The 14,280-nt window shown below is 71.4% G+C and carries 13 protein-coding genes and 1 tRNA gene; 7 read left to right on the top strand and 7 right to left on the bottom strand.

The genetic code is table 11. The features are described 5' to 3' along the window. Nucleotides 1–460: 460 nt before the first annotated feature. The 4 genes from ACFQMF_RS00895 to ACFQMF_RS00880 form a co-directional block, all read right to left on the bottom strand. Nucleotides 461–937, bottom strand: coding sequence for a hypothetical protein (locus ACFQMF_RS00895; protein ID WP_256407235.1), 477 nt, complete (start codon nucleotides 935–937; stop codon nucleotides 461–463). A gap of 77 nt (nucleotides 938–1,014) precedes the next feature. Continuing rightward, entirely contained in the window at nucleotides 1,015–2,814 is a 1,800-nt protein-coding gene (gene pepF / locus ACFQMF_RS00890) for an oligoendopeptidase F (protein ID WP_256407234.1), read from the bottom strand. An 85-nt stretch (nucleotides 2,815–2,899) separates the two neighbouring features. Beyond that, nucleotides 2,900–3,373 (bottom strand): ribosomal protein S18-alanine N-acetyltransferase, encoded by a 474-nt coding sequence (rimI, locus tag ACFQMF_RS00885; protein ID WP_256407233.1) that lies wholly within the window; start codon nucleotides 3,371–3,373, stop codon nucleotides 2,900–2,902. Nucleotides 3,374–3,452: 79 nt separating this feature from the next. Then, the gene (locus tag ACFQMF_RS00880; protein WP_256407806.1) at nucleotides 3,453–5,006 is read right to left on the bottom strand and encodes a PAS domain-containing protein; all 1,554 of its coding nucleotides are present in this window, start codon (nucleotides 5,004–5,006) and stop codon (nucleotides 3,453–3,455) included. 225 nt (nucleotides 5,007–5,231) lie between these two features. Between ACFQMF_RS00880 and ACFQMF_RS00875 the strand changes: the two genes are divergently transcribed. After that, nucleotides 5,232–5,304: transfer RNA gene (locus ACFQMF_RS00875), tRNA-Arg, on the top strand. Nucleotides 5,305–5,850: 546 nt separating this feature from the next. On the opposite strand, the gene ACFQMF_RS00870 is transcribed toward ACFQMF_RS00875, so the two are convergent. Next, nucleotides 5,851–6,237 (bottom strand): DUF5830 family protein, encoded by a 387-nt coding sequence (locus tag ACFQMF_RS00870; protein ID WP_256407232.1) that lies wholly within the window; start codon nucleotides 6,235–6,237, stop codon nucleotides 5,851–5,853. Between the two features lie 126 nt (nucleotides 6,238–6,363). Here ACFQMF_RS00870 and ACFQMF_RS00865 point away from each other — a divergent pair, with 126 nt between their 5' ends. The 6 genes from ACFQMF_RS00865 to trpG all read left to right on the top strand — a co-directional run bounded on the left by ACFQMF_RS00865 (nucleotide 6,364) and on the right by trpG (nucleotide 12,556). Beyond that, the gene (locus tag ACFQMF_RS00865; RefSeq protein WP_256407231.1) at nucleotides 6,364–7,647 is read left to right on the top strand and encodes a tRNA pseudouridine(54/55) synthase Pus10; all 1,284 of its coding nucleotides are present in this window, start codon (nucleotides 6,364–6,366) and stop codon (nucleotides 7,645–7,647) included. 76 nt (nucleotides 7,648–7,723) lie between these two features. Beyond that, the gene (locus ACFQMF_RS00860; RefSeq protein ID WP_256407230.1) at nucleotides 7,724–8,341 is read left to right on the top strand and encodes a universal stress protein; all 618 of its coding nucleotides are present in this window, start codon (nucleotides 7,724–7,726) and stop codon (nucleotides 8,339–8,341) included. A 186-nt stretch (nucleotides 8,342–8,527) separates the two neighbouring features. Then, nucleotides 8,528–9,580 carry an anthranilate phosphoribosyltransferase gene (gene trpD / locus ACFQMF_RS00855; protein ID WP_256407805.1) on the top strand — a complete coding sequence of 351 codons (1,053 nt, stop codon included), beginning with the start codon at nucleotides 8,528–8,530 and terminating at the stop codon, nucleotides 9,578–9,580. Then, complete coding sequence (locus ACFQMF_RS00850) at nucleotides 9,580–10,224, top strand: phosphoribosylanthranilate isomerase (RefSeq protein ID WP_256407229.1); 645 nt, start codon at nucleotides 9,580–9,582, stop codon at nucleotides 10,222–10,224. The genes trpD and ACFQMF_RS00850 overlap by 1 nt, the downstream gene beginning before the upstream one ends. Then, a complete protein-coding gene (trpE, locus tag ACFQMF_RS00845; RefSeq protein ID WP_256407228.1) occupies nucleotides 10,221–11,927 on the top strand; it encodes an anthranilate synthase component I in 1,707 nt (568 codons plus the stop codon). The genes ACFQMF_RS00850 and trpE overlap by 4 nt, the downstream gene beginning before the upstream one ends. Continuing rightward, nucleotides 11,924–12,556, top strand: a complete 633-nt coding sequence (gene trpG / locus ACFQMF_RS00840; RefSeq protein WP_256407227.1) for an anthranilate synthase component II — start codon at nucleotides 11,924–11,926, stop codon at nucleotides 12,554–12,556. Before trpE ends, trpG begins: the two co-directional genes overlap by 4 nt. Nucleotides 12,557–13,020: 464 nt before the next feature. Here the strand turns inward: trpG and ACFQMF_RS00835 are convergent, their stop codons facing one another. Together ACFQMF_RS00835 and ACFQMF_RS00830 are read right to left on the bottom strand one after the other, a co-directional pair. Beyond that, nucleotides 13,021–13,719, bottom strand: coding sequence for a MogA/MoaB family molybdenum cofactor biosynthesis protein (locus ACFQMF_RS00835; protein WP_256407226.1), 699 nt, complete (start codon nucleotides 13,717–13,719; stop codon nucleotides 13,021–13,023). 84 nt (nucleotides 13,720–13,803) lie between these two features. Beyond that, nucleotides 13,804–14,223 carry a DUF7124 domain-containing protein gene (locus ACFQMF_RS00830; protein ID WP_256407225.1) on the bottom strand — a complete coding sequence of 140 codons (420 nt, stop codon included), beginning with the start codon at nucleotides 14,221–14,223 and terminating at the stop codon, nucleotides 13,804–13,806. Nucleotides 14,224–14,280 lie beyond the last annotated feature (57 nt).

Genomic DNA, 14,280 nt, shown 5'->3' with positions numbered 1-14,280 from the left:
GGGGTAAATCGGTGCCGGGACAGCGATTATTTATAAATAGTCGACGGCGCGGGGACGACTCTCGCCGGTGAGTCGGTCGCTTATTTATAAATCGCCACTCGCAGATCGGTGGGAGATACTTCCAAGGCCCCAGTCGCTCGGTTATAAATGACTCATCGCAGATCAGGGGCGAACACCGCCAAAGCCCCAGCCGCGAGGCGGGCGCACGCTCGCTGCGGTCCTCGGTCGCTCGCGGTGCTCGCTCCCTGCGGTCCTTGCATCACCTGCGCCCGCCTCGCGGCTGCCCCTTTGAGTCCCGCCCGACCGCAACCGCACAGCGCCTCACACCTCCCCAGCCTCGTCGCTCGCGCTTAAAAGCGCTCGCGACTCCCTCGCGCGTGCGACTCGCAGCCTGCCGGCTGCTCGTCGGCACGCGCCACCGCTGTTACTTAAATAGTCTCGTCGGAACGCGACGAGGCCGTCACCCGGAATCCCGGTGAACGGCTGCGAAGAGCCCGACCGCGAGCAGTGCGACGCCGGCGATCCCGCTTCCGAGCCTCGCCAGCCCGGCCAGCGGGGTTCGGTCCAGCCGGTCGCGCGAGTAGCTTCCGAGGACCCCGTACGACTCCCCGTCGACGCGCAGATTGTCGACCCCGGCGAGGCGGTCCGCGCAGTTGGTCTCGCCGATGGCCCACTCCCCGACGGCCGACGTGTGTTCTAGGAGGAGGTCAACGGACCCGGGGGCGATCCGATATCCGCGGATCGAGACGTTGTTCCCGTCGGCGAGGGCGACCGCGGCGTCGGCGCACCGCGCGGGGAGGTCGGCCGCGTTCACGGCCGGGTGCTGGTTGAGCCCCAGTCCCGGGTAAAACGCCGCCCGCCAGCCGACGACGCTCACGTCCGCGACTAGGACGAGGAGGAGGAGGGCGCCTGGGACGGCGAGGAGCCTGCGGTCCATCGCGCCGAGCGGGTAGAGCCGAGCGGAATAAAGGCCTTGTGTGGCTCGTCCGGCCGGACGAGGCCCGAACGCGGCCGTTACTCCAGGTCGAGCAGCGCCGCGATCTCGTCGAGGTAGTCGTCGTAGATCCCGACGGCGGCCTCGATCGGCTCGGGCGAGGCCATGTCGATGCCGGCGAGTTCGACGACGTTCAGGGGGTAGTCGGAGCCGCCGGCCTTCAGCATCTCGCGGTAGTCGGCGGCGGCGGGCTCGCCCTCGTCGAGGACGCGCTCGACGATCGCGGCGGCCGCGGAGATGCCGGTCGCGTACTGGTAGACGTAGAAGTCGTAGTAGAAGTGCGGAATCCGCTCCCACTCGCGCTCGATGCCGCCGGTCAGCTCGGCGGGCGCGTAGTAGTCGCCCTTCAGGTCGGCGTAGAGCTCGTCGAAGGCGTCCGGGGTGAGCGCGTCGCCGGCCTCCACGCGCTCGTGGATCTCCTGTTCGAACGTCGCGAACATCGTCTGCCGGAAGAGGGTCGAGCGGAAGCGTTCGAGGTACTCGTCGAGCACGTGGGTGCGGAGCTCGTCGTCCTCGACGGTGTCGAGCAGGTGGTGGGTGAGCAGGGTCTCGTTGACCGTGGAGGCGATCTCCGCGACGAAGATCTCGTAGCTCGCGTCGTGCCACGGCTGGGCGTCGGCTGCCAGCTCGGAGTGCATCGAGTGGCCGAGCTCGTGGGCCAGCGTGAACAGCGAGGCGATGTCGTCCTGGTAGTTCATCATGATGTACGGCTGGGTGTCGTAGGTGCCGGAGGAGAACGCCCCGGAGCGCTTCCCGCGGTTCTCGTACACGTCGACCCACCGCGAGTCGAGCCCCTCGGCCATCCGGTCCTGGTACGCCTCGCCGAGCGGCGCGACCGCCTCGGTCACCCACTCGACCGCCCGGTCGTACTCGACGTCCGGGCCCTGGTCGCCCGTCAGCGACATGTAGAGGTCGTGGCTTTCGAGTTGGTCGACGCCGAGCGCCCGCTCCTTCAGCTCCGCGTGCCGGTGGAGCACGTCGAGGTTGTCGTCGACCGTCTCGACGAGGGTGTCGTACACCTCGACCGGGACGTTCGAGCCGTCGAGCGCGGCGGCGCGGGCGCTGTCGTAGCCGCGGATCTCGGCGCTCGTCGCGTGCTCGCGGACGGCCTTCTCCAGGGAGGTGCCGACCGTGTTGCGGACGTCGCCCCACTGCTCGTAGAACGTCTCGTGGACGCGCTCGCGGAACGCTCGGTCCGGGTTCGTCTGGAGCTTGGTGAAGTTCGACTGCGTGATCTCCACGTCCTCTCCGTCCGGGTCCTCGACGACGCCGTAGGTCATGTCGGCGTTCGTCAACATCGAGTAGATCTCGCTCGGCGCGTCGGTGACCTCCGAGAGGTCGGCGAGCACCTCCTCGACCTCCGCCGAGCGCGTGTGGTTTTTCATCCGCAACACGTCGTCGAGGTAGTGCTCGTACGCCGCGAGGGCGGGCTCGTCGTCGACGAAGGCCTCGACGTCGGCCTCCGTGAGCGTCTGGAGCTCCGGTTCGAGGTACGAGACCGCGCTCGACGCCTCGGAGCCCAGCGAGGACGCCTTGGCCGACATCGCCTGATACTCCTGATTCCGGGTGTCCTCGGCGCTGCGGAGGCGGGCGTACGTCGCCACCTGCCGGAGCTCGCGGAAGATCTCCTCGCGGAGTTCGAGCAGCTCCGAGAGAGTGGCGGCGTCCTCGGTGACGCGTCCCTCGTAGTCGCGCAGCTCGTCGATCCGGTCGGCGACCGTCTCGTAGGCCGCCTCCCACGCCTCGTCGTCCGCGTAGATCCCGCGGAGGTCCCACTTGTACGCCTCGTCGATCTCCGCCCGCTCGGGAACCGAACTCATACCGATCGGTTCGCGCCGCGCGCACTAAGCCTTGTCAAACGCGGACGCTCGCGGGTGAGCGAGCGTCGACGAGCGCCGGGGACGATCACGCTCCCGTCGCCCACTCGGCGAGGTCGACGACGAGCACGACGGCGTCCTCTCCGTCCCGGTAGTAGTTCGAGACGCGGCGGACCGGCTCGAACCCCTCGTCCGCGTACAGCGACCGCGCGACCGCGTTGCTCTCGCGGACCTCCAAGCGCACGACCGCGACGCCGACGCCGCGGAGCCGCGCGAGCGCCGAGCGGAGGAGGCCCCGTCCGAGCCCCTCGCCCCGCGCCTCCGGGTGGACCGCGAGGTCCTTGACGTGGCCGATGTCGCGGCCGTGGTTCGGCGTGGCGTCCGCGACGACGTAGCCGACCACCCCGTCGTCGCGCTCGGCCACGAGGAACGCCGGCTCGTCGAGCAGGCGCTCGAAGGCGTCGTACGGCCACGGGTCCGCGAAGCACGCCCGCTCGATCCGCACTACCGCGAGCAGGTCCGCGCGCTCGACCCGGCGGATCGCGGCGTCGACGGGTATCACGGTCGGAGTTGGCGGGCGGGAGGAATAAACGCGACGGGACGGCGGACCCCGAGAGCGGTCGCCGGACGGTCCGGCCGCCTCAGCCGTCGATCCACGGCTCGGTCCCCGGGACCGCGTCGGGACCGGGCGCCTCGATCGCGAAGCACGCGCCGTCGGGACGGGGGGCTCCGGGCGGGAGCGGGGGGTCCGCGTCCGGACGGAGCTCGACGGTCCAGCCGTGCGACTCGACGATTTCGCGGACGATATCGAGGCCGTAACCCGTCCCGTCGGGGGTGGTGGTGAAGCCGGGCTCGAAGGCGTCCTCGCGGTGCGCCGGGTCGATCCCGGCGCCGTCGTCGGCGACGATCACCCCCCCGTCGGTCGCGCTCACGACGACCGTGAGGTCGGCGTCGACCTCGCAGGCGTGTTCGACCGCGTTGCGGAAGAGGTTCTCCAGCGCCTGCCGCAGGCGCCCGCGGTCGCCGCGGACCCGGGCGTCGGCGCCGACGACGAGCGTCGCGTCCTCGCTCCCCGCGGTGGCCCACGCGTCGCGGACGACCCCTTCGAGGTCGAACTCGGTCGGCTCGTCGATCCCCGACCCCTGTCGGGCGAGCGTCAGCAGCTCGGAGACGAGCCGGTCGATCCGGTCGACCGCGCGCTCGCCGCGCTCCAGCGGGTCGGTGTCCCCCTTCAGCCGCGCCATCTCCATCGACCCGCGGATCACGGACAGCGGGTTCCGGAGGTCGTGCGAGACGATGCCCGCGAACCGGTCAAGCCGCTCGTTGCGGTCGGCGAGCCGGCGCTCGCGCGCCTTCCGGTCGCTCACGTCGCGGGAGTTGACGAGGAGGCGACCGACCGCGGCGTCGTCCGGCAGGGAGCGCGTCCGCGACTCCAGCCAGACCCAGTCGCCGTCGGCGGTGCGGTACCGGTACTCCATGGTGGGCGCCGCCTCGGGGTCGTCGAGGGCGTGATAGAACCGCTCCGTCACGCGCTCGCGGTCGTCCGGGTGGACGTAGCCGAGCGGCGACCGGCCGACCGTCGACCCCTGCTCGTAGCCGAGCACCTCCTCGACGGACGGGCTCTCGTACCGGACCCGGCCGTCGGCGTCGACGACGGTGACGAGGTCGGTCCCGTATTCGAGGAACTGCCGGAACCGCTCCGGGAAGGCGCGGTCGACGTCGACCCGACGGGCGGTGACGACGCGCCCGCCGAACTCCGGCGCGAGCTCCTCGTCGACGACGGACTCGACCCAGACGAAGCCGCCGCTCGCGTGCCGGAGCCGATGGGTGACGGTCCGGTCGGTCGCGACCGCGGAGAGCGCGTCGGAGACGGGGTCGCGGTCGTTCGGGTGGACGCGTGCCAGCAGGTCCTCGCCGAGCAGCGCCTCGCGTTCGACGCCGAGCACCGCCGGCACCGACGGACCGGCGAACAGGACCTCGCCGTCGACGGCGACCGCCGCGACGAAGCGGTCGGAACCGGGGTCGACCGCGGCCGCACCGTCCGCCGCGTCGACCGCCCCCGGCTCGGGCGCCGGGTCGGAACTCGGTCCCCCGTCGGTCGTCGAGCGCCCCCGTTCCGGGCGCGTCCGCCGCTCGTCGTCGCGGGAGGCGTCGCCCCGCGGAGCGGACGGTCGGTCGCTGGGACGGAGGGTCACGAGCGTTCTGTCCACGCTACGGACGGACGGGTATAAACCTCCGCGCCGCGGATATCAGAATAGATACTCGGCGAGAGGACCCGGAGACGGCGGGGCAGCGAACGGCGAGCCGCGAGCGGTGACGGTGGTCGCGCGACTCCGAGCACTGCCGAGCGGCCGCCGTCGAGCGGTCTCGACGCACCGAGTCAGAAGCGTTAAACGCGCGCCGCGGGTAGCCGGTCGTGAGGGCGCGTAGCTCAGCGGACAGAGCACTTGGTTCCGGACCAAGATGCCGCGGGTTCAAATCCCGTCGCGCCCGTTCCTTCGCTTCGCTCAGTCACGGACGCGACTGTCCCCACGCTCGCTCACTGCGTTCGCTCGCGCGGATCCCGTCGCGCCTTCGCGTCTCGGCTCACTACTCTCATTGAGTCGGGAACGGTTCGATGTGCCCCGCAAGCGACCAGTTCGAAAACTGAGACCGACCCGTCGTCGGTCGCGGTTCGTGGCGGTCGAAAAGTGCGGTATCGCATTACTGTGACGCGTCGGGTCCAAAGATCCGGCCGGTGCGGAGCGCGTGGGGGAAGGGCCAGACGCTCCGGTAGCGCGGCCCCTCGTGAATGGCAACACTATCTGGAGGCTCTTTTCCCGGCCGTTTTGCCTCGATCGACCCTTCCGACCGGCGGGTTCGCGACGATCTCGACCGTAACACAAACGCGGATCCGGACTCGACGAGCTGCTCGTTGACGCCGAACCGACGCCGGGGGGTCGGTTGGCGGTTAGAGGTGTGGCCAAGACCACACACCTAAGGTACCACCTCCGCTTTCTCACCTCCCGCAGGCGGCCGCCCTCGTCGCTCGCATCGAACTCACCCACCGTCGCCGTCGCGGCCGGTCACCTTCCGGACGCACGAGGAGCCGAAGGGGCCGAGCTCGCCCGCGTCCAGGTTCACGAAGTGACCGGTCGAGATGGCGGTCCCGCACCGGCGGCACTCGAACTCGCCCTCGCGCCGGACGACTTGGCTGTCGTAGTTCACGTAGGTCCCGCCGCGCCGGATCCTGAGCCGGGCGCCATCGCGCTCGATGACGCCGCGCTTCTCGGCGGCGTCGAGGATGTCGCGGGTGAGCGCCGGGCTCGTCGTCACCGTCTCGATCCGGTCGACCGCGTCCGGCAGCGCCAGCTCCTCGCGTTCGAGGTGCGCGAGCAGCTCGACGCCGAGCTCCAGCTTCGCCTCCCGCGACCCCGGCTCGTTCACGCCCGGCGAAACGAATCGGATCCCCTTAAGTCGGCCGGGAGGGCGGAGCGGCGGGGGGTCCGGGGGTCCGGTCCGGCCCGCCCGCGATGTAGTAAGACAGTTACCACGCGGGGCGCTGGAGGGCGTATGGACGTACTGGAGGTCGCGGCGCGGGCGACCGGGACGGGACCGGTCTGCGACGCCTGTCTCGGCCGGCTCGTCGCCGACCGGAGCTTCGGGCTGTCGAACGCCGAGCGCGGGTCGGCGCTGCGCGTCTCGCTCGCGCTGCGCGACGACGAGGACCACGAGCCGGTCAACACCGCGGACTGCTGGGTCTGTGAGGGCCGGTGCACCGAGTTCGACGCGTGGGCCGAGCGCGCCGCCGAGGCGGTCGAGGGGACCGAGTTCGCCACCTACAACGTCGGCACGCGCCCGCCGCCGCTGATCGAGGAGAACGAGGCCCTCCTCCGCGCGGACGCCGGCCTCGACGAGGACGCGGGCGAGCCGTTCAAGTCGGAGTTCAACCGCGAGGTCGGCAAGCGGGTCGGCCGGCTCACGGGCGCGGAGGTCTCGTTCGACCGCCCGGACGTGCAGTTCACGATCGACCTCGCCGAGGACGAGGTCGACGCGAAGGTGAACTCGGCGTTCGTCTACGGGCGCTACCGGAAGCTGGAGCGCGACATCCCGCAGACCGAGTGGCCCTGCCGCGAGTGCGAGGGCTCCGGCCGGCGGGGCGCCGACCCCTGCGACCACTGCGGCGGCTCCGGCTACCTCTACGACGACAGCGTCGAGGAGTACACCGCGCCGATCGTCGAGGACGTGATGGACGGGACGGAGGCGACGTTCCACGGCGCGGGCCGCGAGGACGTGGACGCCCGCATGCTCGGCACCGGCCGCCCGTTCGTGGTCGAGGTGGAGGAGCCGCGTCGGCGCCGGGTCGACACCGACCGCCTGCAGTCGGACATCAACGCGTTCGCCGACGGCGCCGTCGAGGTCGAGGGCCTGCGGCTCGCGACGTACGACGCCGTCGAGCGCGTGAAGGAGCTCGACGCCGCCAAGCGCTACCGCGCCGAGGTGACCTTCGACGCCGACGTCGACGCCGACGCCCTCGCGGCCGCGATCGAGGAGCTGGAGGGGACGACCGTCGAGCAGTACACCCCGAACCGGGTGGACCACCGCCGCGCGAGCCGCACCCGCGAGCGCGACGTGTACGAGGCGACCGCCGAGCGCGTCGACGCCCGCCACGCGACCGTCGAGATCCGCGGCGCCGGCGGGCTCTACATCAAGGAGCTGATCTCGGGGGACGAGGGCCGCACCGAGCCGAGCCTCGCCGGGCTGCTCGGCGTCGGGGCCGCGGTCACCGCGCTCGACGTGGTCGCCGTCGAGGGCGAGGACGAGCCGTTCGAGCGCGAGGAGTTCTTCCGAGACTGACCGGCCCGCGGCGGTCGTTCCCGCGAACCGGTTCGGACCAACGGGATTTATCGGACGCGCGTCTGACGGTACACGCATGCACGGGAGCGACGCGGACGAGGCGAGCGCCGAGGCGCCGACGGTCGGCGACGGCGTCGGCGAGCCCGTCGTCGAGCCGGCCGTCAGGGAGGCGGCCGCGTCGACGCCGACCGCGGCACACGCCCGGCTGAAGGGGATCGAGCGCGCCGCCCGACCGGACCGCGTGTCGTCGATCCTCGTGGCCGTGGGCGCGGGGCCTCACACCGGAGCGACCGTCGACGTGGCCCGCGAGGTCGCCGACGCGACCGACGCGTGGCTCGAACTGTTCCACGTCGTCCCCTCCGACCGCGCGCTCGTCGACGGGGACGCGACCGCGGTCGACGGGGAGGCCGACGCCGACGAGTACGCCGCGGCCGGCGACCGGCTCCTCTCGGCCGCCCGCGACCGCCTCGGCGACTTCGACCGGGTGGACCGGTGGCTCGTCGAGGACCGCACCGCCGCCGGCGCCATCGTCGAGCAGTCGCCGTACTACGACCTCGTCGTCGTCGGCGCGCCCACCACCGGCACCGTCGGCCGGTTCGTCTTCGGCTCCACGACCGACACCGTGATCGACGACGCCGAGGTCCCCGTGGTCGTCGTCGAGGCGGACGGGGAGACGTCGCTCGACGTCGAGTGAGCCGCGCTCGGGGCCCGCGGCGTTCGCCCCCCGCCGCGAGAGCCGTCTCCGGCGATGTCACGGCGGGGACCGCGCGACGGCGGCCGCCGTACGAGGCCCGTGCGACGGCGTGACACCGCGGCGACAGCGTTAAATTGGTGTACAGACTTGTACATCACAACGCGAAGTAATACATCGGTGAACATCATGGATATCAACGACACGGTCGAACGCGTGACGGACGGGACGGATCTGACCCTCGAGGAGTCGCGCGAGGCCGCGCGGCTGGTCTTCGAGGAGGCCACGGAGGCGCAGATCGGCGCCCTCCTCGCCGCCCTCCGGGCGAAGGGCGAGACCGAGGCGGAGATCGCCGGCTTCGCGCGGGGGATGCGCGACGCCGCCCGGACGATCGAGCCGGACCGGGACCCCCTCGTCGACACCTGCGGGACGGGCGGCGACGACTACGACACGATCAACGTCTCGACGACCGCCGCGATCGTCGCGGCGGGCGCCGGCGTCCCGATCGCCAAGCACGGCAACTACTCCGTCTCCTCATCCTCCGGGAGCGCCGACGTGCTGGAGGTCGCGGGCGCCGACGTGGAGGCCGAGCCCCCGGCGGTCGAGGACGCGATCGAGGCCGACGGAATCGGGTTCATGCTCGCGCCCGTCTTCCACCCGGCGATGAAGGCCGTCATCGGCCCGCGCAAGGAGCTCGGGATGCGGACGATCTTCAACGTGCTCGGCCCGCTCACCAACCCCGCCGGCGCCGACGCGCAGGTGCTCGGCGTCTACGACCCGGAGCTGGTCCCCACGATCGCCAGGTCGCTGGCGCACATGCCCGTAGAGCGCGCCCTCGTCGTCCACGGCGCGGGGATGGACGAGATCGGGATCCACGACGAGACGGTCGCCGCCGAGGTCGACGGCGACGAGGTGACCGAGTTCACGATCGCCCCGGAGGACCTCGGGCTCGACCGCGCCCCGATCGAGGCCGTCGCGGGCGGGACGCCCGAGGAGAACGCGGCCGACCTGCGCGGGATCGTCGACGGCTCCGTCACGGGGCCGAAGCGCGACCTGATCCTGGCGAACGCCGGCGCGGCGATCTACGTCGCCGGCGAGGCCGACTCGCTCGCGGCGGGCGTCGAGCGCGCCGCCGAGGCGATCGACTCCGGCGCGGCCGCCGAGAAGTTCGCGGCGCTGTGCGGCGGGGAGGCGGCGGCGTCGGAGCCGGAGCCCCCCGCGGGCGCGGAGGACGACGACTGATGGCCCGGGTGAAGATCTGCGGGCTCACGGACGGCGCGGACCTCCGGGCCGCGGTCGACGCGGGCGCCGACGCGGTCGGCGTTATCTCGGAGGTGCCGGTCGACTCGGCGCGCGAGGTCGACCCCGCGAAGGCCGCCGAGCTGCTCGCCGACGTCCCGCCGTTCGTCACCGCGACGCTCGTCACGATGCCCGACTCCGCCGAGCGCGCGGTCGAGCTGGTCCGGACGACCGGCCCCGACGCGCTCCAGCTGCACGGGGAGTGGACCCCCGACGAGATCCGGTACGTCCGGGCCGAGACCGAGCGGAAGGTGCTGCTCGCGGTCGACGCCGACGACCCGGTCCGCGCCGAGGAGTTCGACGCGGTCGCCGACGCCCTCGTGATCGACTCGACCGACGAGTCGGGCGCCGGCGGCACCGGGGAGACCCACGACTGGGCGAAGACGGGCGAGCTGGCGGACGGGCTCGCGTCGCCGGTCGTCCTCGCGGGCGGGCTCACGGCCGACAACGTCGCCGAGGCGGTCCGCGTCGCCGACCCGTACGCCGTCGACGTCGCCTCCGGCGTCGAGCTGTCGGACGGGCGGAAGGACCACAACGCGGTGGCCCGCTTCGTCGCCAACGCGGGCCGGGAGATGGAGCTCGCATGACCGAGTCGACGGCCCCGCTCGACCGCTCGAAGGCCGCGTTCGTCGAGCTCGCGGCCGACGCGGAGAAGCCGGTCGTCGTCCGCGCGTCCGCGGCGCTCGACGCCGACGTGACCCCGCTCGCGGCGTACGCGACGCTCGTCGGCGAGGGGCCGTACGGGTTCCTCCTGGAGTCCGGCGAGAAGGTCGCCTCCAGCGACCCGGACGGCGCGTTCACCTCGGGCGGGAAGGCCGACCGACACGCGCGCTACTCGTTCGTCGGGTACGACCCGGAGGCGATCGTCTCGGTCCACCCCGACCGCACCGACGTGACGCGGCTCGGGCCGGCGGCGGCGTTCGTCGGGGAGGGCTCTGAGGGCGGCCCGGACGCCGAGGGCGGATCCGAGAGCGACCTCGGCCCCGACGCGGGCGACGCGGTCGACCGGATCCGCGCGGCGTTCCCGGACGTGAGCCTGCGCGGGTTCCCCGACACCGACCGGCAGATCCTCTCGGGCGGGTTCGTCGGCTTCCTCGCGTACGAGGCGGTCTACGACCTCTGGTTGGAGGAGGTCGGCGTCGAGCGCCCCGAGACCGAGTTCCCCGACGCCGAGTTCGCGCTGACGACCCGCACGGTCGTCTTCGACGAGAAGGAGGGGAGCGCCGAGCTCGTCTTCACGCCCGTCATCGGCGTCGACGACGACCCCGGTGCCGTCTACGACGAGCTCGTCGCCGAGGCGGAGCGCGTGAGCGCCGAGCTCCGCGAGGCCGCGCCGCCGGAGCCGGACGGGATCCGGGTCGACTCGGAGTCGGCCGACCCCCGCGAGGCGTACGAGGAAGCCGTCCGAACCGCGAAGCGCCACGTGCTCGACGGCGACATCTATCAGGGCGTGATCTCGCGGAGCCGCGAGCTCCGCGGCGAGGTCGATTCGCTGGGGCTGTACGCGGCGCTCCGCGAGGTGAACCCCTCGCCGTACATGTACGTGCTGCGCCACGACGACCGCAGCATCGTCGGCGCGAGCCCGGAGACGCTCGTGTCGGTGCAGGGCGACCGGATCGTCTCGAACCCGATCGCGGGCACCTGCCCGCGGGGGACGAGCCCGGTCGAGGACCGCCGGCTCGCCGGCGAGATGCTCGCCGACGCGAAGGAGCGCGCCGAGCACACGATGCTCGTCGACCTCGCGCGCAACGACGTGCGCCGCGTCTCGGAGGCGGGGTCGGTCCGCGTCGAGGAGTTCATGAACGTGCTGAAGTACAGCCACGTCCAGCACATCGAGTCGACGGTCACGGGGACGCTCGCGGCCGACGCCGACGCGTTCGACGCGACGCGCGCGACGTTCCCCGCCGGCACGCTCACGGGCGCGCCGAAGGTGCGCGCGATGGAGATCATCGAGGCCCTGGAGACGACGCCGCGGGGGGCGTACGGCGGCGGCGTCGGCTACTACGCGTGGACCGGCGACGCCGACTTCGCCATCGTGATCCGGACCGCGACGCTCGACGAGTCGCCGGCGGGCGCGGGTTCGCCCGACGAGACCGCCGTGACGGTCCGGGCCGGCGCCGGGCTCGTCGCCGACTCCGACCCGGCCGCAGAGTACGAGGAGACCGAGCAGAAGATGGACGGGGTGTTGACCGCGATCGACCGGATCCGTGAGGGCGACGACGCGAGCGGCGACCCCGGCGACGCCGGCCCGGACGAGCCCCTTCCCGCCGGCACGGAGGTCGACGAATGAACGTCGTCGTCGTCGACAACTTCGACTCGTTCACGTACAACCTCGTCGAGTATGTCTCCGACCAGACGCTCGGCGGGGACGGGGAAGCTGGCGGCGACGAGGCGGGCGCGGGGCCCGAGCCCGTCGACGTCGAGGTGTTCAAGAACACCGCGTCGCTGGAGGCGATCCGGGAGGCGAACCCGGACGCGGTGATCATCAGTCCCGGTCCCGGCCACCCGAAGAACGAGCGCGACGTGGGCGTGACGGCGGACGTGCTCCGGGAGCTCTCGCCCGAGGTCCCGACGCTCGGCGTCTGTCTCGGGCTGGAGGCCGCCGTCTACGAGTACGGCGGGACCGTCGGCCACGCGCCGGAGCCGATCCACGGCAAGGCGTTTCCGGTCGAGCACGACGGCGAGGGCGTGTTCGCCGGGCTCGACCAGGGGTTCCGCGCCGGGCGGTACCACTCGCTGGCCGCCACCGAGGTCCCCGACGCCTTCGCGGTGACGGCGACGACAGACCACGAGGGCGACGAGATCGTGATGGGGATCCGGGGCCGGGAACACCCGATCGAGGCGGTGCAGTTCCACCCGGAGAGCGTGTTGACCGCGGCCGGCCACGACCTGATCCGGAACTTCCTCGCGTCCGTGTAACCTGCTCCGTCGAGATCCGCTTTCCAGACTTTTTGTTGAACGGCCGTTCGCTGAAAACTGCAAACTTATCGGAGTTTCACTGACCACAAACGCTATCCGGAATAGAAGTTATCGTTCTAATATGTATGTGACTGTTCGGGATCTGCTCGGAGACTGGTATAATCCGAGTATTCAGTCTGCGGTGATCGCCTTGCTGGGTTCGAGTTTTAGCCTCTTTCTGTTCCTCAACAGTCCCGATTTCACGAACCCGTACTACGTTTTCGGAGTCGGAGTGATGGGCTTCGCAATCGTCTTTTCGGCGCTTATGCTCGTTTCTTGCTACTGAAGCGCCGATAGACTACTACCCTGTACTGAGCGATTCTTGAGTTCCCTGGATTGACCACAACGGGAGCAACGCGAGTTACCCAGTGCGAATTGTAACGGACCGTTTGAAAGAGATACCAGGACTCGCGGCTACGTGGGCCTCACTCCGCGTCTCCCTCCGCCGACTCCCCGCTCTCGTCGCCGTCGTCGGTCCCGTCCTCGCCCGCGTCTTCCGCCTTCACCTCCTCGTCGTCCTCGTCGACCCCCCGCCCGGCGAGCCCGACGAGGTGGCCGACCTCGGGGAGGACGATCTCGTCGACGCCGAGCCGGACCGCGTTCTCGGAGCCGGGCAGACAGAAGACCGGCGTGGCGGAGACGATCCCGGCGGTCGCCCGCGAGCCGATCGTCCGCGTCCCGATCTCCTCGACCGAGCGTCGGCGGAACAGCTCGCCGAAGCCGGGGAGGATCTTCGCGAACAGCCCCTTCACCGCCTCGGGCGTCACGTCGTCGGGCGTCACGCCGGTCCCGCCGGTGGTCACGACGACGTCGGTGTCCTCGCGGCGCGCCAACCGGTCGACGGTGCCCTGCACGCTGTCGTACTCGTCGGGGACCAGCTCGCGGACGGCGACCTCGTGGCCGGCGCCCTCGAACGCGGCGGCGACGTGGTCGCCGGAGGGGTCCTCGTCGAGCGAGCGCGAGGAGGAGACCGTCACGACCGCGACCGCGACCGACTCGGCGTCGTGGTGATGGTGGCCGTGATCGTCGTGGCCGTGTCCGTCGCGGCCGCCATGCTCGTGACCGTGTCCGTCGTGATCGCCGTGGCTCCCGCCGCCGTCCTCGTGGTCGTGCCCGTCGCTCATGGTCTCACCTTCCTCGGCGACCGTGAAAACACCTGTCCGACGCGCCGGTACGTCGGCCTCCGTCCGGGGCCCGGCGGTTCCGGTCTACGGCCAGTCGTCCCGCGCCGATTCCTCTGGCGCTTCCTCCTCGTCCGGCTCGCCGTCGGCGAGGATCCACCCGGCGGCCTCGGCCGCGTCCTCGACCTGCAGGAACTCCCAGCCCGTGGCCTCGGCGACCGCCTCGTCCTCCTCGTCGACGCCGACGAAGACGTGCCGGTCCGTGTCGAACTGGCCGGCGATGTTCTCCAGGCTCTCCTCGACGCCTCGCGGGCCCGAGAAGAAGTCTTGGCGCACGCGGTGTTTGCGCGTGAAGTTGGTGACGACGTACGTCGGCTTCTCGCTGACGACGCCGACGTACTCGGTCCACTGCCGGGCGTTGTTGAACACGTCGTTGGGGTCCGCGAGCGCCTTCAGCGCCTCCAGCTCGAACGCGAGCGTCATGTCGGTAGATCCGCCACTGTCCATGGATCCGTGTTCTCGCGGCGGGCGAAAACAACTTCGCTTCCGGGGTGACGGTCCGAC

The organism is Halorubrum rutilum, assembly GCF_042665015.1.
Classification (GTDB): Archaea; Halobacteriota; Halobacteria; order Halobacteriales; family Haloferacaceae; genus Halorubrum; species Halorubrum rutilum.
Note: the sequence above shows the minus strand (reverse complement) of the source record. Positions and strands in the feature narration are given on the sequence as shown.